20 protein-coding genes and 1 other RNA gene are annotated in these 18,241 nt (G+C 67.5%); 8 read left to right on the forward strand and 13 right to left on the reverse strand.

Translation table 11 applies throughout. The features are described 5' to 3' along the window. Positions 1-7: 7 nt before the first annotated feature. Genes tolB through ACYBYQ_RS03135 form a run of 6 tightly spaced genes read right to left on the reverse strand, consistent with a single transcriptional unit; the run spans position 8 to position 5,895 of the window. Entirely contained in the window at positions 8-1,324 is a 1,317-nt protein-coding gene (gene tolB, locus ACYBYQ_RS03110; protein WP_459616930.1) for a Tol-Pal system beta propeller repeat protein TolB, read from the reverse strand. Positions 1,325-1,340: 16 nt separating this feature from the next. Continuing rightward, complete coding sequence (gene tolA, locus ACYBYQ_RS03115; RefSeq protein WP_459616931.1) at positions 1,341-2,522, reverse strand: cell envelope integrity protein TolA; 1,182 nt, start codon at positions 2,520-2,522, stop codon at positions 1,341-1,343. 32 nt (positions 2,523-2,554) lie between these two features. Next, positions 2,555-3,010, reverse strand: a complete 456-nt coding sequence (gene tolR, locus ACYBYQ_RS03120; protein WP_459616932.1) for a protein TolR — start codon at positions 3,008-3,010, stop codon at positions 2,555-2,557. Further along, the gene (gene tolQ, locus ACYBYQ_RS03125; protein WP_459616933.1) at positions 3,010-3,690 is read right to left on the reverse strand and encodes a protein TolQ; all 681 of its coding nucleotides are present in this window, start codon (positions 3,688-3,690) and stop codon (positions 3,010-3,012) included. The genes tolR and tolQ overlap by 1 nt, the downstream gene beginning before the upstream one ends. Before the next feature lie 2 nt (positions 3,691-3,692). Continuing rightward, a complete protein-coding gene (ybgC, locus tag ACYBYQ_RS03130; protein WP_459616934.1) occupies positions 3,693-4,115 on the reverse strand; it encodes a tol-pal system-associated acyl-CoA thioesterase in 423 nt (140 codons plus the stop codon). Positions 4,116-4,164: 49 nt separating this feature from the next. Continuing rightward, positions 4,165-5,895 (reverse strand): proline--tRNA ligase, encoded by a 1,731-nt coding sequence (locus tag ACYBYQ_RS03135; protein ID WP_459616935.1) that lies wholly within the window; start codon positions 5,893-5,895, stop codon positions 4,165-4,167. A gap of 63 nt (positions 5,896-5,958) precedes the next feature. Between ACYBYQ_RS03135 and ACYBYQ_RS03140 the strand changes: the two genes are divergently transcribed. The 3 genes from ACYBYQ_RS03140 to ACYBYQ_RS03150 are packed head-to-tail and all read left to right on the forward strand — an operon-like array spanning position 5,959 to position 8,733. Then, positions 5,959-6,534, forward strand: a complete 576-nt coding sequence (locus ACYBYQ_RS03140; RefSeq protein ID WP_459616936.1) for an RNA pyrophosphohydrolase — start codon at positions 5,959-5,961, stop codon at positions 6,532-6,534. After that, entirely contained in the window at positions 6,515-7,201 is a 687-nt protein-coding gene (locus ACYBYQ_RS03145; protein ID WP_459616937.1) for a response regulator, read from the forward strand. Before ACYBYQ_RS03140 ends, ACYBYQ_RS03145 begins: the two co-directional genes overlap by 20 nt. A gap of 32 nt (positions 7,202-7,233) precedes the next feature. Continuing rightward, entirely contained in the window at positions 7,234-8,733 is a 1,500-nt protein-coding gene (locus ACYBYQ_RS03150) for a sensor histidine kinase (protein WP_459618695.1), read from the forward strand. A 25-nt stretch (positions 8,734-8,758) separates the two neighbouring features. Here ACYBYQ_RS03150 and ACYBYQ_RS03155 read toward each other — a convergent pair whose 3' ends face one another. Then, positions 8,759-9,691 carry a LysR family transcriptional regulator gene (locus ACYBYQ_RS03155; protein ID WP_459616938.1) on the reverse strand — a complete coding sequence of 311 codons (933 nt, stop codon included), beginning with the start codon at positions 9,689-9,691 and terminating at the stop codon, positions 8,759-8,761. Positions 9,692-9,819: 128 nt separating this feature from the next. Here ACYBYQ_RS03155 and ACYBYQ_RS03160 point away from each other — a divergent pair, with 128 nt between their 5' ends. Beyond that, the gene (locus ACYBYQ_RS03160) at positions 9,820-10,443 is read left to right on the forward strand and encodes an FMN-dependent NADH-azoreductase (RefSeq protein WP_459616939.1); all 624 of its coding nucleotides are present in this window, start codon (positions 9,820-9,822) and stop codon (positions 10,441-10,443) included. Positions 10,444-10,463: 20 nt separating this feature from the next. Here ACYBYQ_RS03160 and ACYBYQ_RS03165 read toward each other — a convergent pair whose 3' ends face one another. The 5 genes from ACYBYQ_RS03165 to ACYBYQ_RS03185 form a co-directional block, all read right to left on the reverse strand. After that, the gene (locus tag ACYBYQ_RS03165; protein WP_459616940.1) at positions 10,464-11,369 is read right to left on the reverse strand and encodes an NAD(P)-dependent oxidoreductase; all 906 of its coding nucleotides are present in this window, start codon (positions 11,367-11,369) and stop codon (positions 10,464-10,466) included. A gap of 113 nt (positions 11,370-11,482) precedes the next feature. After that, positions 11,483-12,340, reverse strand: coding sequence for an SDR family NAD(P)-dependent oxidoreductase (locus ACYBYQ_RS03170; protein ID WP_459616941.1), 858 nt, complete (start codon positions 12,338-12,340; stop codon positions 11,483-11,485). A gap of 68 nt (positions 12,341-12,408) precedes the next feature. Beyond that, a complete protein-coding gene (locus ACYBYQ_RS03175; protein ID WP_459616942.1) occupies positions 12,409-12,981 on the reverse strand; it encodes a TetR/AcrR family transcriptional regulator in 573 nt (190 codons plus the stop codon). A gap of 126 nt (positions 12,982-13,107) precedes the next feature. After that, on the reverse strand, positions 13,108-14,613 hold the full coding sequence (locus ACYBYQ_RS03180) for a tripartite tricarboxylate transporter permease (protein ID WP_459616943.1): 1,506 nt from the start codon (positions 14,611-14,613) through the stop codon (positions 13,108-13,110). Between the two features lie 11 nt (positions 14,614-14,624). After that, positions 14,625-15,089 (reverse strand): tripartite tricarboxylate transporter TctB family protein, encoded by a 465-nt coding sequence (locus tag ACYBYQ_RS03185; RefSeq protein WP_459616944.1) that lies wholly within the window; start codon positions 15,087-15,089, stop codon positions 14,625-14,627. Positions 15,090-15,505: 416 nt separating this feature from the next. Here ACYBYQ_RS03185 and ACYBYQ_RS03190 point away from each other — a divergent pair, with 416 nt between their 5' ends. The 4 genes from ACYBYQ_RS03190 to ACYBYQ_RS03205 all read left to right on the forward strand — a co-directional run bounded on the left by ACYBYQ_RS03190 (position 15,506) and on the right by ACYBYQ_RS03205 (position 17,391). Next, complete coding sequence (locus ACYBYQ_RS03190) at positions 15,506-15,952, forward strand: hypothetical protein (protein WP_459616945.1); 447 nt, start codon at positions 15,506-15,508, stop codon at positions 15,950-15,952. After that, entirely contained in the window at positions 15,952-16,263 is a 312-nt protein-coding gene (locus ACYBYQ_RS03195; RefSeq protein WP_459616946.1) for a cell division protein ZapA, read from the forward strand. Before ACYBYQ_RS03190 ends, ACYBYQ_RS03195 begins: the two co-directional genes overlap by 1 nt. A 105-nt stretch (positions 16,264-16,368) precedes the next feature. Further along, positions 16,369-16,552, forward strand: a non-coding RNA gene (gene ssrS / locus ACYBYQ_RS03200) — 6S RNA. 80 nt (positions 16,553-16,632) lie between these two features. Continuing rightward, a complete protein-coding gene (locus ACYBYQ_RS03205; protein WP_459616947.1) occupies positions 16,633-17,391 on the forward strand; it encodes an SIMPL domain-containing protein in 759 nt (252 codons plus the stop codon). Here ACYBYQ_RS03205 and lgt read toward each other — a convergent pair. After that, positions 17,354-18,151 carry a prolipoprotein diacylglyceryl transferase gene (lgt, locus tag ACYBYQ_RS03210; protein WP_459616948.1) on the reverse strand — a complete coding sequence of 266 codons (798 nt, stop codon included), beginning with the start codon at positions 18,149-18,151 and terminating at the stop codon, positions 17,354-17,356. The genes ACYBYQ_RS03205 and lgt overlap by 38 nt on opposite strands. Between the last annotated feature and the right edge of the window lie 90 nt (positions 18,152-18,241).

Here is an 18,241-nt window from a genome sequence, read left to right on the forward strand (position 1 = left end):
CACGTGTTTATCGGGTAAATGGGCCCCACGTTGGTTCGCGTATTTCCCCGTTCAGGACCGACAACGTCTGCCGCACGCGGCCATCGCTCGATACACCGGCAAGTACGCTTCGGCCGTTCTGCACGGCGGCGTAGAGCACCTGCATTCCGTTGGGCGCGAAGCTTGGTGACTGGTCGTCGCGACCGTCGGTCAGCAAGGTTTCGGTGCCCGTGGAAAGGTTCAACGAGGCGATTCGGAACGCGCCGTCTCGTCTTGTAACGTACAGCAGCGTTGATCCGTCGGGGGAAATTCGGGGTGAGATGTTGTAACTACCATTAAACGTGAGGCGCCGCGCATCGCCTCCGTCCACGCTGGTCTGGTAGATCTGCGGTCCGCCGCTGCGGTCGCTGGTGAAGATGAGGGAGCGCCCGTCGGGAGTGAACACCGGTTCGGTGTCGATGCCGGGCGAGCGCGTCACGCGCCGCATGTTGGAGCCGCCGCCGGCGCTGACCATGTAGATCTGCGACAGGCCGTCGCGCGTGAGGGCCACCGCGAGCTGCGACCCGTCGGGCGACCAGGCCGGGGCGCTGTTGTTGCCCTTGAAGTTGGCCACCGGCACCTGCGCGCTGGTGGACAGCGTCTGCACGTAGACCACCGGCTTTCCGGTGTGGAAGCTCACGTAGGCCAGGCGGTTGCCGTCCGGCGACCAGGTGGGCGAGATGATGGGCTCGCGCGAGCGCAGGGCGACCTGCGGATTCTGGCCGTCGGCATCGGCCACCTGCAGCTCGTAGGTGTTGCCCTGTTTCAACACATAGGCGATGCGGGTGGAGAACACGCCGCGCACCCCGGTGATTTTCTCGTAGATGCGGTCGGCGATCTGGTGCGCCACCCGGCGCAGTTCCTGCTCGGTGCCGGAAAAGGCCACGCCGTCGAGCTGGCCCTTCTTTACCGTGTCGGCCAGGCGGTAGCGCACGTCGTAGCGGCCGTCGGGGCCGCGCGCGATGCTGCCATAGGCGAGGAAATCGGCGCCCCGGGCGCGCCAGTCGTCGTGCGCGATGGGGCTGTCCACGTTCAGGCCCGAGCCGGCTGCGCTGATGAGGCGGAACTGGCCGGTGCGGGTGAGGTCGGCGCGGATCACCTCGGCGATGGCGCGGCCCTGCGGATCGGTGCCGGCGAAGTCGGCAATGGCGACCGGGTATTGGGTGGCGCCGGTGCCCGAGATGTCGACGCGCAGCTGGGCGCGCGCCGGATGCCAGGCCAGCAGCGTGGCCAGCAGCAACAGCACGAGCGCGAGGCCATGCATGCGCAGGACCCCGGGAATGGGGGCGCGGAGGGCGGGTGTCATGGTCGGCGATCTCCTGTCAATCATACATACGGTACACAACATCGATGACGGGGTCATAGCGGCCCGTCGATGGCTTGGGGAACGGGTTGCAGCGCCGGATGCCGGTCTCGACGGCGCGGTCGAAGCCCGCGATGCCGGACGAGCGGGTCAGCGTGACGCCATTGACTCTGCCGTCAGAACCTAACTGTACCCGGTATTCGGCCGTCGGATTGGTGGCGCCGCGCGGCGGCGTGGGGTAGGACACGCCGGGGCGCACGCAAGCCCGCACCTTGGCGCCGTAACCGGTGTCGCGCCCGCCGCCCGCCTGGTTGCGGTCGGCGGTGCCGCCCGGGATGCCGGCCGCGCCGAGGGCGTCGTTGCGGAAGGCCTCGCGCAGGGCACGATCGGCGGCAGCCTTCTTCTCGGCGGCGGCCTTCGCGGCAGCGGCCTTCTTGGCGGCCTCTTCCTTGGCCTTCTTCTCGGCAGCGGCTTTTTCAGCCGCCGCTTTCTCGGCAGCGGCCTTCTCCGCCGCGGCCTTTTCGGCAGCAGCCTGCTCCTGCGCCTTCTTCTCGGCGGCAGCCTTTTCGGCGGCCGCCTTCCTGGCCGCTTCTTCCTTCGCCTTTTTCTCGGCAGCGGCTTTCTCGGCCGCCGCCTTCTCAGCGGCCGCCTTTTCCGCAGCGGCCTTTCCCGCCGCGGCCTTCTCGGCCGCCTCGCGTGCGAGGCGCTGCTTTTCCTTCAGTTCGGCCTGGCGCTGCGCTTCCTCGCGGCGCGCCTTCTCCTTGGCTTCCTCGGCGGCGCGACGCGCTTCTTCCTCGGCTTCGCGCTTCTTGCGGGCCTCTTCCAGCGCGATCTCGGGGTCCGGCTGCTCGGGCGGACGCACCTGCTCCTGCGGGGGCGGTGGCGGGGGAGGTTCGGGTTGTGGCTGGGGTTGCGGCTCGGGCTCGGGCTCGGGCTGCGGCTCGGGTGCCGGCGCCGGCGGTTCCTCGCGCGGTTCGGGCTCGGCTTCGGCCTCCTCGGGCGGAGGCGAAGCCTGGCTGTCGCCTTCGGCCCACAGTTCGACCTGTACCGGGCCGGGATTCTCGGAGTGCCAGTTCACGCCCAAGACCAATGCGGCAACCAGCAGTATGTGCACCAGGATGGCCAGGCCGATGGCCTTGCGGTCGTCCCGGGCGGAGGGGTCCTGCGGATCGGTGAAGCGGGAGGAAGGGCGTGGCGTCATGGGCATGCGTACCGGGTTGCCGGCGAGAGGACTCAGCGGCGCGTCGGTTGGGGTGACTGGGAGCCGCCGCCCTGGTCGACCAGCAGGCCCAGGCGCGTGATGCCGCTGTTGCGCAGCTCGTCCATGACCTGCACCACCGACTCATAGGGCACCTTGCCGTCGGCGGCGATCACCACGGGGGTCTCGGCGGTGATGCGCGAACGCACCTGGTCGACGAGTTCGGCGCGGGCGATGTCCTGCGGCGTGGCGCCGGGCTCGCGCATGCGCAGCGCGATCGTGCCGTCTTCGCTGATCTGGACTTCCAGCGGCTTGGCCGGGACTTCGGCGGCCTGGCCGACCGAGGGCAGCTCGATCAGGCCCGGCGTGATCAGCGGCGCGGTCACCATGAAGATGACCAGCAGCACCAGCATGACGTCGATGTACGGCACGACGTTGATGTCGGCTTTCATGCGTCGGCCATGACGGCCGCCGGAGCGTACAGAGGGCATCAGCGCACCTGCCGTTGCAGAATGTTCAGGAACTCGTCGACAAAGCTGTCGAAACGGATGGACAGCCGGTCGATGTCGTTGGTGAAGCGGTTGTAGGCCACCACCGCCGGGATGGCGGCGAACAGGCCGATGGCCGTGGCGATCAGGGCCTCGGCGATGCCGGGGGCCACCGATGCGAGCGTGGCCTGCTGCATGTTGGACAGGCCGATGAAGGCGTGCATGATGCCCCACACCGTGCCCAGCAGCCCGATGTACGGGCTCACCGAGCCGGCCGACGCCAGGAAGTTCAGGCGCGACTCGAGCGCATCCATCTCGCGCTGGTAGGCCGCCCGCATGGCGCGTCGCGGACCATCGAGCAGCGCGTTGACGTCGCTGCCGCCCGGGCTGCGCCGGGCCTTGAGGAATTCCGTCATGCCTGCATCGAAGATGCGCGCCAGCGCACCCTGTTCCTCGCGGCGCGAGGCGACAGCCTGTTGCAGCATGGAGAGGTCTCCGCCCGACCAGAAGTCGTCCTCGAAGCGCCGGGTCTGCTGGTAGGCGCGGCGGATGGCCATGCGCTTGGCGAAGATGTAGGTCCAGGAAAGGATGGAAATGCCCAGCAGCAGCAGCATGATGAGCTGGACGGGGATGCTTGCGTGAGAGATCAGCGAAAGCAACGACATGTCGTTGGTGACTTGCATGATTATCCCTGGATCGATTTCAGTTTGACGCGGACGTCGGCGGGCAGTTCGGCTGGACGGAGATTCTGCGCATCGACGCAGCAGACCTGGATGCTGCCTTCGGCAAGCAGCTCCCCGTCTCTTTCTGCGCGCTGCGCGAAGTGTATCGAAGCGCGGGCCAGTCGTGTGATCCGGCTGCGTATGGTCAGGAGATCGTCCAGCCGGGCCGGCTTGCGGTAGGCCATGTCCAGCGAATGGACGACGAAGAGGCGCTGGGTCTGCCTGGCCAGCTCGGCCTGGCCCACGCCGAGCGCCCGCAGCCATTCGGTGCGGGCCCTCTCGAAGAATTTCAGGTAGTTGGCGTAGAAGACCACCCCGCCGGCATCCGTGTCTTCGTAGTAGACGCGGATGCCGAACAGGAATTCGGCGGACGTTGGTTCTGTCACGATGGCTATGGCGGAGGTCCAGGTGCGCCGGTAGGAGCGGAGCGCGATATTACAGCGAATCCAGCTTGGCGAGGACCTGGTCCAGGCCCTCGGCCAGGGGGACCCGGCTGGCTTCGCTTTCCCGGCGGGCCTGCAATTCCAACACACCATCCTTCAGGCCGCGCTCTCCAACTGTTACGCGCACCGGGACGCCGATCAGTTCCCATTCCGCGAACATCACGCCGGGCCGGGCGTCGCGGTCGTCCAGGATGACGTCCACCCCGCGCGCGCGCAGCGATTCGTACAGCTGCGTGGCGGTGTCACGGACGGTTTCACTTTTGCCCCAGCCCACGGGGCAGATCACCACCTCGAAGGGCGCGATGGCGCGCGGCCAGACGATGCCGCGGTCGTCATGGTTCTGCTCGATGGCGGCGCCCGCGATGCGGCTGATGCCGATGCCATAGCAGCCCATCTGCAGCAGGGCGGGCTTGCCGGTCTCGTCCAGGAAGGTGGCCTTGAGCGCCTCGGAGTACTTGGTGCCGAGGAAGAATACGTGCCCCACCTCGATGCCGCGCTGGATCGCCAGCACGCCCGTGCCGTCGGGCGAAGGATCGCCCGCCACCACGTTGCGCAGGTCCGCGGTGAGTTCGGGCTCGGGCAGGTCGCGCCCCCAGTTGACGCCCCGCAGGTGGGTGTCGGGGCGGTTGGCGCCGCACACGAAATCGGCCATGTTGGCCACGGTGAGATCGGCCACCACGCGCACCGGCCGGGCCGTGGCGACGGGGCCGAGGTAGCCGGGCCTGCAGCCGAAGTGCGCCACGATCTCGGCCTCCGTGGCGAAGCGGAAGCCTGCCAGGCCGGGCAGCTTGCCGACCTTGATCTCGTTGAGTTCGTGGTCGCCGCGCAGCAGCAGCAGCCAGACCTGCACCGGTCCGTCGGCCGGCTCGGTGGCCAGCACGATGGATTTCACCGTGCGCTCCAGCGGCAGCCCCAGCAGGCTCGCCACGTCTTCGCACTTGGCGGCGCCGGGCGTGGCCACGGCTTCCATGGCCTCGGTCGGCGCGGCCCGCTGGGGCAGCAGGCAGGGCGCGGCCGCCAGTTCGATATTCGCCGCATACGCCGATTCCGGGTTGTAGACCAGCAGGTCTTCGCCCGTATCGGCGATCACCTGGAACTCATGGCTGCGGCTGCCGCCGATGGATCCGGTGTCGGCCGCCACGGCGCGGAATTCCAGGCCCAGGCGCTCGAAGATGCGCATGTAGGCCTGGTACATGATGTCGTAGCTGCGCTGCGCGCCCGCTTCGTCGCGGTCGAAGGAGTAGGCATCCTTCATGGTGAACTCGCGGCCGCGCATCAGGCCGAAGCGCGGACGGCGCTCGTCCCGGAACTTGGTCTGGATATGGTAGAAATTGACCGGCAGCTGGCGATAGCTGTGGATCTCGTTGCGCGCGATGTCCGTGATCACCTCTTCGGAGGTGGGCTGCAGCACGAAATCGCGGTCGTGGCGATCCTTCATGCGCAACAGCTCGGGGCCGTACTGCACCCAGCGGCCGGATTCCTGCCACAGCTCGGCCGGCTGCACCACGGGCATCAGGAGCTCGATGGCGCCGGCGGCGTCCATTTCCTCCCGGACGATCCGCTCGATCTTGCGGATCACCCGCAACCCCAACGGCATGTAGGTGTAGATCCCGCCCGCGAGCTTGCGGATCATGCCGGCGCGGGTCATCAGCTGGTGGCTGGCGACCTCGGCCTCGGCCGGGGCTTCTTTCAGGGTGTTCAGGTGGTAATGGGAAGCGCGCATATAAAAGTGGCACCAGATACGTATAATCGACCGTAATTGTATTGAATTCGGTGGGGGTGGCCCATGCTCGACCGTGAAGGCTACCGCCCCAATGTCGGCATCATTCTCGTCAACAGCAAAAACGAGGTCTTTTGGGGCAAGCGCATCCGGGAACATGCATGGCAGTTCCCGCAAGGCGGCATCAAGCACGGGGAAAGCCCGGTGCAGGCGATGTATCGCGAGCTCCATGAGGAAGTGGGCCTCAGGCCCGAGCATGTCCGCATATTGGGGCGCACGCGCGACTGGCTGCGCTACAACGTTCCGGATCATTTCGTCCGGCGCGAATGGCGCGGCCACTACAAAGGACAGAAACAGATCTGGTTCCTGCTCAGGCTGGTCGGCCGCGACTGCGATGTCTGCCTCCGGGCCACGCAGCATCCGGAATTCGATGCCTGGCGCTGGAGCCAGTACTGGGTGCCGCTGGACGCGGTCATCGAATTCAAGCGCGAGGTCTATACGCAGGCGCTGAACGAGCTGTCGTCCATCCTGTTCCGGCGCCACCACGAAACCCGCTACCTGCGCCAGCGCGTGCACGGGCCGCGGGGAGCCGACGGCTCCGCCACGGCCGACAGCGACGGTCATGCGCATATTGCTGGTTGAAGACGAGCGCGACATGGCCGCCTGGCTGGTCCGGGCGCTTGCGCAAAGCGGCTTTCTGCCCGACCACGCGGCCGATGCGCGCGCCGCCGAAGGCCTGATGGCGAGCAACGAGTACGACGTCATCGTGCTCGACCTGCGCCTGCCCGACAAGCACGGCCTGGTGCTGCTGCGCGAGATGCGCAACCGCGACGATCCCACGCCGGTGCTGCTGCTCACCGCCCAGGGGGCGCTCCAGGACCGCGTGCGCGGGTTGAACCTCGGCGCCGACGACTTCCTCACCAAGCCTTTCGCCCTCGAGGAACTCGAGGCCCGGCTCATGGCGCTGGTGCGCCGCAGCCGCGGGCGCCAGCTGCCCAGGCTGCAGTGCGGCTCGCTTGCCTACGACAGCGAAAGCCGCGCTTTCACGCTCGACGGCTCGCTGCTGCTCCTGACCCCGCGCGAACACGCGGCCCTGGCGGCCCTGCTGGCGCGCAGCGGCTATCCAGTCGACAAGGCGCAGCTCTACGGCAAGGTGTTTCCCCAGGAAAGCGAAGCCAACCCGGATGCCATCGAAGTGGTGCTGCACCGGCTGCGCAAGAAGCTCGCAGGCAGCGACGTGCACATCGTCACCGTGCGGGGCCTGGGCTACATGCTGGAAAGCGTCGCGCGCGAAGCCGCTGAATCGTGACCGCCTCCACAGCCCGCCGGGTGCGCCTGCCGGTGTTCGGCATACGCGCGCTGCTGATTTCGCTGCTGTTGCCCGGGGTGGTGCTGCTGCTGGTCATCGACAGCTGGAACGACTATCGCGCGCTCTCGGCCATCACCAATGCCGCCTACGATTCGGCGCTGCTGGAACCGGCGCGCGTACTCGAGAGCAGCGTGGAGTTCGGCGAGGACGGCGAGTTGCGCATCGTCACGCCGCTCTATGCGCAGGTCATGCTCGAGTCCAAGGCCGGCCTGCGCAAGTATTTCCGCATCGAGGAGATCGATCCGCCGCGCACCGGCGAAATCGCGGCCTCGGCCGAGTCGCCCGGCCGCACGCTGGCCGGCATGCCCGAAGTGCCGCGTCCCGGCGTCTGGCCCGTGAGCAACGGCGATCCGGTGTTCTTCGACAGCGTCTACCGCAACGATCCGGTGCGGGCGGTTGCCCTGCTGCGGGACCTCCACTATCGCGGCCAGCACCGGCAGGTGCTGGTGGTGGTGGCCGAGAGCATCGGCCGGCGCGTCGCGGCCGAAGAAGAGGCCCAGCGTCAGGAGATCCTGCGCGATGCCCGCATGCTGGCGCTGGTGGTGCTGCTGGTGTGGTGGGGGGTGGCCTGGGCGCTGCGGCCGCTGGTCCGCTTGCGCAATGACATCCGCACGCGGCGTCCCGACGACCTGACTCCCCTCGACGCCGCGCGGGTGCCCGCCGAAGTGGTGCCGCTGGTGGAGGCCGTGAACCATCACATCGAGCGTTACCGGCGCGTGCTGGACGAGCAGTCGCAGTTCCTGGCCGATGCGTCGCACCAGCTGCGCACGCCGCTCGCCATCATGCTGACGCAGGCGCAATATGCGCTGCGCGAACGCGACCCGGCGCGGGCTCAGGAAGGCCTGCGCGCCATCCTGGACCAGCTCGCGCGCACGCGCCGGCTCACCGAGCAGCTGCTGTCGCTTGCCCACGCCAGCCAGGCCAAGAGCACGCCGCGGCAGCGGCTGGATCTGGATGCGGTGGCGCGCGAGGTCGTGCTGGAGTATTTGCCGCTGGCCCACGAGAAGCGCCAGGACCTCGGTTGGGTCGGCGCCTCGGCTGTGGCGCCCGCCGAAGGCGAGGCTGCAGTGCCCGTGTGGGGCAGCGAAGCCGAGCTGCACGAGGCCCTGGCCAACCTGGTCCACAACGCCATCCACTATGCCCAGGAAGGGGCCAGCATCACCGTCTCGGTGGTGCGCCTCGAGAACCGCGCCGAGGTCTGCGTTTCCGACAACGGCCCCGGCATTGCGGCGGGCCTGCGGCGCCGCGCGTTCGCCCGTTTCGACCGCGCCGGCGCAGACCGCGGCCAGTCCGCCTCGGGCTCGGGCCTGGGCCTGTCCATCGCGCGCGCCTACGCCCGGCACAACAACGGCGACATCGAGCTGCGGGACGGCGATACCAACCCCATGGGCGGGCGCGGGCTGGCCGCTGTGCTCTGGATGCCGCTGGCGCACGGCCCCGCGGCGGCGCCGGCCCCCGCCACGGCCGCATAACCGGCGCAATGCGGCGCGGGGGCGGTCAAGTGGCGGTAGGCGTATCGCCCGGCTCGACCGCGTAGGTGGGGGGCAGCCGCTCCGACAGAAAATCCAGCAGGGCCCGCACGGCCGGCATCATGCCGCGCCGCGAGGGGTAGATGCAGTGGACGATGCCTTCCGGCGAGCGCCATTCAGGCAGCACCCGTACCAGCAGCCCGCCGCGCGTCGCATCCCGGGTGGCTTCCACCGGCAGCAGCGCGATGCCTCGCCCGCGCACGGCCGCCTGGGTCAGGACGATGAAATCGTTGCAGCAGAGCCGCGGACGCAGCGTGATCCTGGCCTGCTCGCCGCTGCCGTCCTGCAATATCCAGTCCACCTCTTCCTGCGGTTCGTCGAAGCTCAGGATGCGGTGTCCGGCGAGATCACGGGGCGTTTCGGGATGGCCGTGGCGTTGCAGATAGGCGGGGCTGGCCACCAGCGTGCCGATGGCCGTGCCGAAGCGACGCACCACGAAATCGGTTTCCGTATCGAGCCGGCTGCGCACGCGCAGCGCCAGGTCCACGCCCTCGCGGATGAGGTCCACTCTGCGGTTGGTGACCAGCACGTGCACGGAGACGGCCGGCCAGGTGTCCAGGAACTCGGGCAGCAAAGGCGCTAGCAGTTGCTGCGCCAGCGACACCGGGCAACTGATCACCACGCGCCCGGAAGGCTCGGCCTGCAGCTGTCGCATGGCGTCTTCGGCTGCGCGGGCCGAGGCGGTCATCTCCTGGCAGTAGCGCAGATAGCGCTCGCCGGCCAGCGTCAGCCGCAGGCGGCGGGTCGTGCGCTGCAGCAGCCTCACGCCCAGTCGCTCTTCCAGCTGGGAAATGCGCCGGGACAGACGCGATTTGGGGATGTCCAGCGCCCGCGCCGCGGCGCTGAAGCCGCCTTGCTCGACCACCTGCGAGAAGTAATAGAGATCGTTGAGATCCTGCATGGCATTGTTCTATACACAGAACGTTCAGTTCATCATACCCGGGTTTATGCAGGCAATCGATCCCTCTACAGTGTCGGCCATGCACGACGGTGTTGCCGTCGTCCCGATTCCATCACCGGAGAAGCTCAATGAATACCCTGGTCGTGCTCTCGTCGATCCTGGGCGATCGTTCCCATTCCAAGGAACTCGTCGACCACCTGCTGGCCCGCGTCGCGGAGTCGGAACCGCAGGCGCCGGTCGTGGTGCGTGATCTCGGCGCACAACCGCTGCCCTACTTCGATGCGGAAGTCATGGGGGCGCTGTTCACGCCCGCCGAAAGCCGCACGCCGGCGCAGCAGGCCCTGGCCGCGCCGGGCGACGACGTGGTGGCCGAGCTGTTCGCGGCCGACCGCGTGGTGCTGGCCGTGCCGGTCTACAACTTCAGCGTGCCGGCCCAGCTCAAGAGCTACATCGACTACATCGCCCGTGCCGGCGTCACCTTCCGCTACACGCCGCAGGGCGTGCCGGAGGGCCTGGTGAAAAACAAGCAGGTGATCGTGCTGCTGGCCCGCGGGGGCAAGGCCGCCGGCACGCCCGAGGACAACGTCACGCCGTATCTGCGGCAGATGCTGGGCTTCCTGGGCATGACGAACGTGACGTTCATTGCGGCCGAAGGCCTGGCGATGGGCGAAGACACCGCGCGCGAGGGCATGGCCGTGGCGCGCCGGCGCATCGATGAACACCTGGCAATCGGCGCGGCGCAGGCTGCGTGAAACCGGGCCTGCCTGCCGGGTCAATCGCGCAGGCGCTTGATCAGGCTGGAGGTATCCCAGCGTCCGCCGCCCATCTTCTGCACGTCGCCATAGAACTGGTCGACCAGCGCGGTGAGGGGCAGGCGGGCCTGGTTGCTGCGCGCCTCGGCCAGCACCAGGCCGAGGTCCTTGCGCATCCAGTCCACCGCAAAGCCGAAATCGAACTTGTCCTCGATCATCGTGGTGCCGCGGTTTTCCATCTGCCAGCTCTGGGCGGCGCCCTTGCTGATCACGTCCAGCACCAGTTTCATGTCGAGGCCTGCAGCCTGCCCGAAGGCGATGCCTTCCGACAGCCCCTGGACGATGCCTGCGATGCAGATCTGGTTCACCATCTTGGCGAGTTGTCCGGCGCCCGGCTCGCCTACGCGGGTGACGGCGCGGCCGTAGGCGTGCGCCACCGGCCTGATGGCGTCGAAGACTGCCTGTTCGCCGCCGCACATGATGGTGAGCACGCCGTTGACGGCGCCGGCCTGTCCGCCGGAGACCGGCGCGTCGACGAAGTTCAGGCCCGATTCCTTGGCGGCCGCATACAGTTCGCGCGCCACCTGGGCCGAAGCCGTGGTGTGGTCCACGAACACCGCGCCCGGCGCCATGCCGGCGAAGGCCCCGTCGTCACCCAGCACCACGCTGCGCAGGTCGTCGTCGTTGCCGACGCAGGCAAAGACGATCTGTGCGCCTTCCGCCGCTTCGCGCGGCGTGGCGGCGCTGCGTCCGCCGAACTCGGCCACCCAGGCCTGCGACTTGGCGGCCGTGCGGTTGTAGACCGCGACGTCGTGGCCGGCACGGGCGAGATGGCCTGCCATGGGCAGGCCCATGACGCCGAGTCCCAGGAACGCGACTTTCTGGGCGGGGACGGGTTCGTAGGTTTTCGAGCCGATGGATGCCATGCGGAAGTCTCCAGTGTCTGTGTTGGGGTTGCGTGCAGCGAGCGACAACATTAACGCAATCGGAAATCCGCCGCGAGTCCGTCCTGCCTCCTGCGGCCTCGCCGGGCTGCGGGTCAGCGCCGGGGCAGCATGGGCAGCGGCACGCTGGCGTTGCGGTCGATGCCCAGGGTCACGGCGCGCCAGCGCAGTTCGGCCTCGGTGCGCTCGACGTCGGCGCGCCCTGCATGCTGCAGCGCATCGCTGCCCAGCAACAGGTGCGCAGGCGGGGAGTCGTGATAGGCCAGGCGCAGTATCACCTGGGCGACGCGCCGCGGATCGCCGCACTCCTGTGCCGCCAGACCCAGCTGGCGGCCGTTCGTGCCTACCGTGGCGGCGTATTCGGGCAGCCACGCATGTTCGTCGTCGGCGCGCACCCGGACCGCAGTATGCAGGTCGCCCGGCTCGATGCAGCAGACGCGGATGCCCAGCGGCCCCACCTCGCGCGCCAGCGATTCGGAGAATCCGCCCAGCGCCCACTGCGAGGCCTGGTAGGCCACCATGCCGGGCAACCCCAGCCGGGCCCCCACCGACGCCACGGTAAGGACGTGACCGCTGCGCTGCTGGCGCATGATGGGCAGCACGGCCCGGGCCAGGTTGACGACCGGATAGAGGTTCGCGTCGAGCTGTTCGCGGAACGCCGCATCGTCGGTCTGTTCGAACGGCGCGAGCTGGCCGTGGCCGCCGTGGGCCAGCAGGACGTCGACGCGGCCGTAGGTTTCCAAGGCTGCCTGGGCGGCCCTTTCTGCCTGCGAGGGGAGGGTACCGTCCAGCCCCAGCACGCGGCAACGATCCGGGTATCGGGCCTGCAGGCCGGCAAGGCCGTCCGGGCCGTTTGCGATGGCCACCACCCGCTCCCCTGCCGACAGTGCCTCCTCGGCGATGTGCCGGCCCAGTTCGGTGCCCGTAGCGCTGATCAGCCATACTTTCGCCATGTTGGATCCCTCTATGATTGTGTACTCACTCATTAATCGAGCGCCCTGCGCTATCGCAAGCCGCGTGTTCACGCGCCCGTGATTGCGTTCCAGTAGGCGTGGAAGCCGGCGTCCGCGTACTTCGCTGCGTTGGCAGGATCCCGCGTCATCAGGCCGATGGTGGTTTCTGCCATGGTGCCCATCAGGGTTGACGCGAAGAGCGGAGGCGCGGCTTTCAGGGAAGCGCTGGTCACGCTTTCTTCGAGCACGTCGCGCAGCAACGAATAGGCCTGGTGGCATTCGGCGCGCACTTCTTCGCCCACCCTTTCCGATACGGCCAGCTGCATCACGGCGCGGAAGCCCTCGGGATGTTCGGCCCCCCAGCGCACATAGCCCTGCCAGAGATGATAGAGGCGGTCCCGCGCGCTGCCGCCTTCCGGACAGCCCGGCATCATGGCATCGCGCAGGTCCAGTTTCAGGTGCCGGTACAGCGCATTCAGCAGCGCGTCCTTGTTCGGGAAGTAGGTGAACAGCGTGCCCTCGGCGATCCCGGCCAGCTTGGCAATGCGCGCAGTGGGCGCAGCCACGCCCGCCTGGGCGACCACGCGGGCGGCGCTGTGCAGTATGGCCTCTTGCTTGTCGGTGCTGCGGGGGCGAGCCATGGCATTCTTTGATTGAGTAATCACTCAATTTTAAGCAGGCAGCCATGCCTCATGCAAGCCCGGAAACAAAAAACCGGACCCCGCGGGGTCCGGTCTTGGATGATACGCAGGCGTATCGGCCGGGGGTCAGCCTTCTTCGACGAAGGTTTCCTCGCGCTTCTTGCGGATCGACGGCAGGGCCACCAGGAGTATCAGGAACACAGTCACGCCCAGCAGCGAGGCCGACAGCGGGCGCTCGACGAAGGTGCCGTAGTCGCCGCGCGAGAGCAGCAGGGCGCGGCGGAAGTTCTCCTCCATCATGGGGCCCAGCACCAGGCCCAGCAGCAGCGGGGCGCCCTCGCACTTGAGCTTGGACCACACGTAGCCGATGATCCCGAAGACCGCCATGACGTACAGGTCGAAGACGTTGTAGTTCAGCGAATACACGCCGATCGAGCAGAACACCAGGATGGCCGGGAACAGGATGCGGTAGGGCACCTTCAGCAGCTTGACCCATACCCCCACCAGCGGCAGGTTCAGCACCACCAGCATCAGGTTGCCGATCCACATCGAGGCGATCAGGCCCCAGAAGAGCTCGGGGTGGCTCGTCATGACCTGCGGGCCGGGCTGGATGTTGTGGATGGTCATGGCGCCGACCATCAGGGCCATCACGGCGTTGCCCGGGATGCCCAGGGTCAGCAGCGGGATGAAGGAGGTCTGCGCCCCGGCGTTGTTGGCCGACTCGGGGCCGGCCAGGCCGGCGGGGTGGCCCTTGCCGAAGCGCTCGGGGTTCTTCGAGAGCTTCTTCTCCAGGGTGTAGGAGGCAAAGGCCGAGAGCACCGAACCGCCGCCGGGCAGGATGCCCAGGGCCGAGCCCAGCGCGGTGCCGCGCACGATGGCCGGCGCGGCCTCGCGGATCTCCTGCCTGTTGGGGTAGAGCGAGCCGACCTTGTCGGTGAGCTCGGGGCGCTGGTCCTTGAGCTCGAGGTTGGCCATGATTTCCGACAGGCCGAACACGCCCATGGCGACGATGGCGAAGTCGATGCCGTCCTGCAGTTCGGGGATGCCGAAGTCGTAGCGCGCGACGCCGGAGTTGACGTCGGTGCCGACCATGCCCAGCAGCAGTCCGAGCAGGATCATGCAGATGGCCTTGGGCAGGGAGCCGGAGGCGAGCACGACGGCGCCGACCAGGCCGAGCACCATGAGCGAGAAGTACTCGGCGGGGCCGAACTCGAAGGCGACCTCGGCCAGCGGGGGCGCGAAGGCGGCGATCAGCATGGTGGCCACGGAGCCGGCGAAGAACGAGCCGATGGCCGCCAGCGAGAGCGCGGCGCCGCCGCGTCCGTTGCGCGCCATCTGGTGGCCGTCGAGCACGGTGACGACCGCGGAGGTCTCGCCCGGGAGGTTCACCAGGATGGCGGTGGTGGAGCCGCCGTACTGGGTGCCGTAGTAGATGCCGGCCAGCATGATCAGGCCGGCCACCGGCGGCAGCACATAGGTGATGGGCAGCAGCATGGCGATGGTGGGCACCGGGCCCAGGCCCGGCAGCACGCCGACCAGGGTGCCGAGGATGCAGCCCAGCAGGGCGTAGAGCAGGTTCTCGGGGGTGAACGCAACCGAGAACCCCAGGGCGAGGTTGTGCAGCAATTCCATGGAGTGTCTCCTCAGTTCATGCCGAGAAAGGCGGGCCAGAGCGGGAAGATCAGGCCCAGGCCCTTGATGAAGGCGAGCCAGCAGAACACCACCAGGAAGATGGCGTTGGCGAGCGCGACTTTCCAGCTGAACTCATGGCTGGCGAAGCTGCTGAGGATGACCAGGATGAACAGCGAGAGGTAGAGCCCGAGGGGGCGCAGCAGCACGCCGAAGAGCGCGACCGAGCCGATGACGATGAACAGGATCTTGAAGTCGAAGCGCGAGACCTCGGTTTCCTGGGCCTTGGGCGAGAGCGAGGACAGCGTGACCACCGCGGCCAGCAGGGCCAGGCAGATGCCCAGCCAGAAGGGGAAGTATCCAGGTCCCATGCGGGCGGCCGTGCCCATCTGGTATTGGGTCGCTCCGAAGGCGAACCCCAGGCCTATGGCGGCGAACATCAGTCCGGCCCAGAAGTCCTGTTTGTTGCGTAGCTGCATGGTTGGCTTGGCTCCTGTTGTACAGCGTGTATTGGGTAACACCACCCGGCGTGCCGAGCGACGGCGGGCGCATGCGGCATTCGATGTGCCGCTACTTTTGTCGATGGGAACGCAGTCCCCGCGATTTTTTGAAGCGCGAATGGTAAAGGAGGGGCAGGGGGCTGCCTACCCTGAGGATCGGCGCAACTATGGGGGTTTTCCCTAGAAAAGCAGAATTTTTTATGGGGCCGGAGGCGCTGCAAGCCGATTGAAGGCAATTTTGAAAGCAGATTGAAAGCATGCGGAAAGGCTCGAGAAAGCGCCGGGAAGCAGCCTCTCCAGCTTGCTTCCGGCCTCGATTCCTACCGAATATTGCCGTGTTTCTCTGCGTGCGTGCGGCATCGCCGTCCGACGCCGGATGGTTTACGATAGCGCCCATGCTGCAAGACCTAGACCAACTCGCCGCCCGCATCGGGCACTTGGTGCAACGAACCCGCCAGCTCCACGCCGAGCGCGACGCGCTGCGCGGCCAGCTCAATGATCGTGAGGGGCAGCAGCGCGCGCTGCAACAGCGCTGCACCGATTGCGAAGCCGAGCTGCAGGCGCTTCAGGCGCGCGTCGCCGAACATGATGCGCTGGTGGCAACGCTGCGCGCCGAACGCGAACAGAGCGAAAGCGCGCTGCGCGAGGAACTCGCGCGCGAGGTGGCTGCGCGCCAGGCGCTCGAGGCCCGGCTGAGCAACCGGGAAACCGAACTGAAGAATGCGCTGCAAAGCCGCGATTCCGACCTCCAGCGCCTGCGCACCGCCGCCGCGTCGGCGCGCGAGCGTATCGACGCCGTGCTGGCCCGCATGCCGGGCGGCGCGATAGGAGATCAAGCCTGATGGAACGCGTGGATGTCACCATACTGGGCCGCGATTATTCGCTGGCCTGCTCGTCCGACGAAAAGCCCATGCTGCTGGCGGCGGTGCGCCATGTCGACCAGCTCATGCTGCGCATACAGGGCACGGGCAAGATTTCCAGCAACGAGCGCATCGCAGTCATGGCCGCGCTGCAGATCGCCGGTGAACTGCTTGCCATGAAGGCCCCTGACGGCCCGCTGGGCGGTTTGGCAGTCGGCGACTTCAAGCGTAGAATCGATGAAATGAACCTGATGCTCGACGACGCGCTGTCGGGCCAGGAAAAGCTGCTCTAGGCCTTGAAGGCTGCTCCAGGGCTTTTTCGGGGTTCATGCAGGAACGATGCCCGGTCGGCGCACATCCCGACACACAGCCGTATCCTGCCATGTAGTATTCTCAGGTTGTCCCTGCCGTGCTCGTGACTCGGCCATACATTCTCTGAACCTATGTCTTATGGCAACAGGTTGCGTGAGTGTGGAGCTGGAGCGATTGTCTCTCCGGAGACGAACCCGACGCTCTTCTGATCGCGACCACTTGAACCTCACGGTTCGAGATGCCGGCCTAGACGGCACAGGCGGGGCATTTCTTCGGTGGGCCTGCATGGCAGGCCTGCCGCCAGCGGCGGGGCAAGGCCCCGCATCCTTTCTTCCCTACACAGGTTTTTCATGTCCGGACGTCACGCGTTTACGCTGAACAAACTGGCGGCTGCCTGCTGCGCCGCGCTGGCCCTCGGAGCCTACGCCCCGGCTCAGGCCCAGTCCGATGCTCAGGAGCAATCCACTGCGGCGCCGGCTTCGTCCGCGCAGGCGCCCCGCCTCAGCCTGCAGGCCACGGCCTCGTCCGAGGTCATGCAGGACACCGTGCGCATCACGCTGTCGGCCGAAGTCGAAGGGCCGGACCAGCCGGCCGCCGGCAAGGCTCTCACCAACGCGCTCGACGACGTGGTCAAGCGTGCCCGAGGTACGCAGGACGTGGACGTGCGTACGGGCGGCTTCAATGTCTGGCCCAACACCAATGACAAGGGCAAGATCGTCAACTGGCGCGGCCAGGGGCAGGTGGTGCTCGAGTCCAAGGATTTCGCCGCGGCATCTGCGCTGGCTTCCAAGCTGAGCGACAAGACTGCCATCTCGAACATTGTCTTCACGCTGTCGCGCGAAGCGCGCGAGGCCGAAGAACGCAAGCTGCTGAAGCAGGCGGCCGATGCATTCCGCGAGCGCGCGCTGGCCGCCACCAATGCCTTCGGCTTCACCGGCTACCGCCTGGTCGAGATCCACCTGGGCGGCGCCGGCGCGCCGGCGCCCATGCCGCGCGCCATGGCCGCGCCCATGATGATGGCCAAGGAAGCCCGGGCGGCCGATGTGCCGCTCGAGGCAGACGACGTCACCGTCAGCGTGTCGGTGAACGGGACGATTTCCTTGCAGTGACCACGTACATTGCCAGGCCGATCGCCATCATGGGCAGGGACAGCCACTGTCCCATGCTCATGCCTCCGGCCAGCAGTCCCAGGAAGTTGTCGGGTTCGCGGGTGAATTCCACCAGAAAGCGGAAAGTGCCGTAGCCCATGAGGAACAGCGCGCTGACCTGCCCGGTGGGGCGCGGCCTGCTTGAGAACCACCACAGCAGCGCAAACAGCACCACGCCCTCGAGCCCCAGTTCATAGAGCTGCGACGGATGGCGAGGCATGTCGCCGGCGTGCGGGAACACCATGCCCCACGGCACCGTGGTGGGGCGGCCCCACAGCTCGCCGTTGATGAAATTGCCGAGGCGGCCGGCGCCCAGGCCCAGCGGGATCAGCGGCGCGATGAAGTCGCCCAGCTTGAACAGCGAAACCCCCTTCTTGCGTGCGAACAGGGCCAGCACGAGGATCACGCCGAGCAGGCCGCCATGGAACGACATGCCGCCTTCCCAGAGATAGAAGATCTCCAGCGGATGGGTCAGGTAGTGGCCAGGCTTGTAGAACAGCACGTAGCCGAGGCGCCCCCCCAGGACCACGCCCAGCACGCTGTAGAAGATCAGGTCCTCGAGGTCGCGCACCGTGAGGAAAGTGGTGTGGCCGCGCGTGATGCGCCAGCGTCCCAGCATGTAGACGAGGGCGAAGCCGACGAGATACATGAGCCCGTACCAGTGGATGGCCAAGGGGCCGATGCGCAGGGCGATGGGGTCGAACTCGGGATACTGGAGCATGGTCTGTCTGGCGGGAAAAGAGTGCCCGATAATAACCGGCAGGCGTGACGCCGGGCATCGGGTCGTGCGTTTCAGTTACCATCGTGCCGT

Source organism: Bordetella sp. 2513F2 (assembly GCF_054642735.1).

Excerpts from the sequence above, each read along its gene's own strand:
- tolB (WP_459616930.1), bottom strand. The coding sequence starts at position 1,324 with ATGACACCCGCCCTCCGCGCCCCCATTCCCGGGGTCCTGCGCATGCAT.
- tolA (WP_459616931.1), bottom strand. The coding sequence starts at position 2,522 with ATGACGCCACGCCCTTCCTCCCGCTTCACCGATCCGCAGGACCCCTCC.
- tolR (WP_459616932.1), bottom strand. The coding sequence starts at position 3,010 with ATGCCCTCTGTACGCTCCGGCGGCCGTCATGGCCGACGCATGAAAGCC.
- tolQ (WP_459616933.1), bottom strand. The coding sequence starts at position 3,690 with ATGCAAGTCACCAACGACATGTCGTTGCTTTCGCTGATCTCTCACGCA.
- ACYBYQ_RS03135 (WP_459616935.1), bottom strand. The coding sequence starts at position 5,895 with ATGCGCGCTTCCCATTACCACCTGAACACCCTGAAAGAAGCCCCGGCC.
- ACYBYQ_RS03140 (WP_459616936.1), top strand. The coding sequence starts at position 5,959 with ATGCTCGACCGTGAAGGCTACCGCCCCAATGTCGGCATCATTCTCGTC.
- ACYBYQ_RS03145 (WP_459616937.1), top strand. The coding sequence starts at position 6,515 with ATGCGCATATTGCTGGTTGAAGACGAGCGCGACATGGCCGCCTGGCTG.
- ACYBYQ_RS03155 (WP_459616938.1), bottom strand. The coding sequence starts at position 9,691 with ATGCAGGATCTCAACGATCTCTATTACTTCTCGCAGGTGGTCGAGCAA.
- ACYBYQ_RS03160 (WP_459616939.1), top strand. The coding sequence starts at position 9,820 with ATGAATACCCTGGTCGTGCTCTCGTCGATCCTGGGCGATCGTTCCCAT.
- ACYBYQ_RS03165 (WP_459616940.1), bottom strand. The coding sequence starts at position 11,369 with ATGGCATCCATCGGCTCGAAAACCTACGAACCCGTCCCCGCCCAGAAA.
- ACYBYQ_RS03170 (WP_459616941.1), bottom strand. The coding sequence starts at position 12,340 with ATGGCGAAAGTATGGCTGATCAGCGCTACGGGCACCGAACTGGGCCGG.
- ACYBYQ_RS03175 (WP_459616942.1), bottom strand. The coding sequence starts at position 12,981 with ATGGCTCGCCCCCGCAGCACCGACAAGCAAGAGGCCATACTGCACAGC.
- ACYBYQ_RS03180 (WP_459616943.1), bottom strand. The coding sequence starts at position 14,613 with ATGGAATTGCTGCACAACCTCGCCCTGGGGTTCTCGGTTGCGTTCACC.
- ACYBYQ_RS03185 (WP_459616944.1), bottom strand. The coding sequence starts at position 15,089 with ATGCAGCTACGCAACAAACAGGACTTCTGGGCCGGACTGATGTTCGCC.
- ACYBYQ_RS03190 (WP_459616945.1), top strand. The coding sequence starts at position 15,506 with ATGCTGCAAGACCTAGACCAACTCGCCGCCCGCATCGGGCACTTGGTG.
- ACYBYQ_RS03195 (WP_459616946.1), top strand. The coding sequence starts at position 15,952 with ATGGAACGCGTGGATGTCACCATACTGGGCCGCGATTATTCGCTGGCC.
- ACYBYQ_RS03205 (WP_459616947.1), top strand. The coding sequence starts at position 16,633 with ATGTCCGGACGTCACGCGTTTACGCTGAACAAACTGGCGGCTGCCTGC.
- lgt (WP_459616948.1), bottom strand. The coding sequence starts at position 18,151 with ATGCTCCAGTATCCCGAGTTCGACCCCATCGCCCTGCGCATCGGCCCC.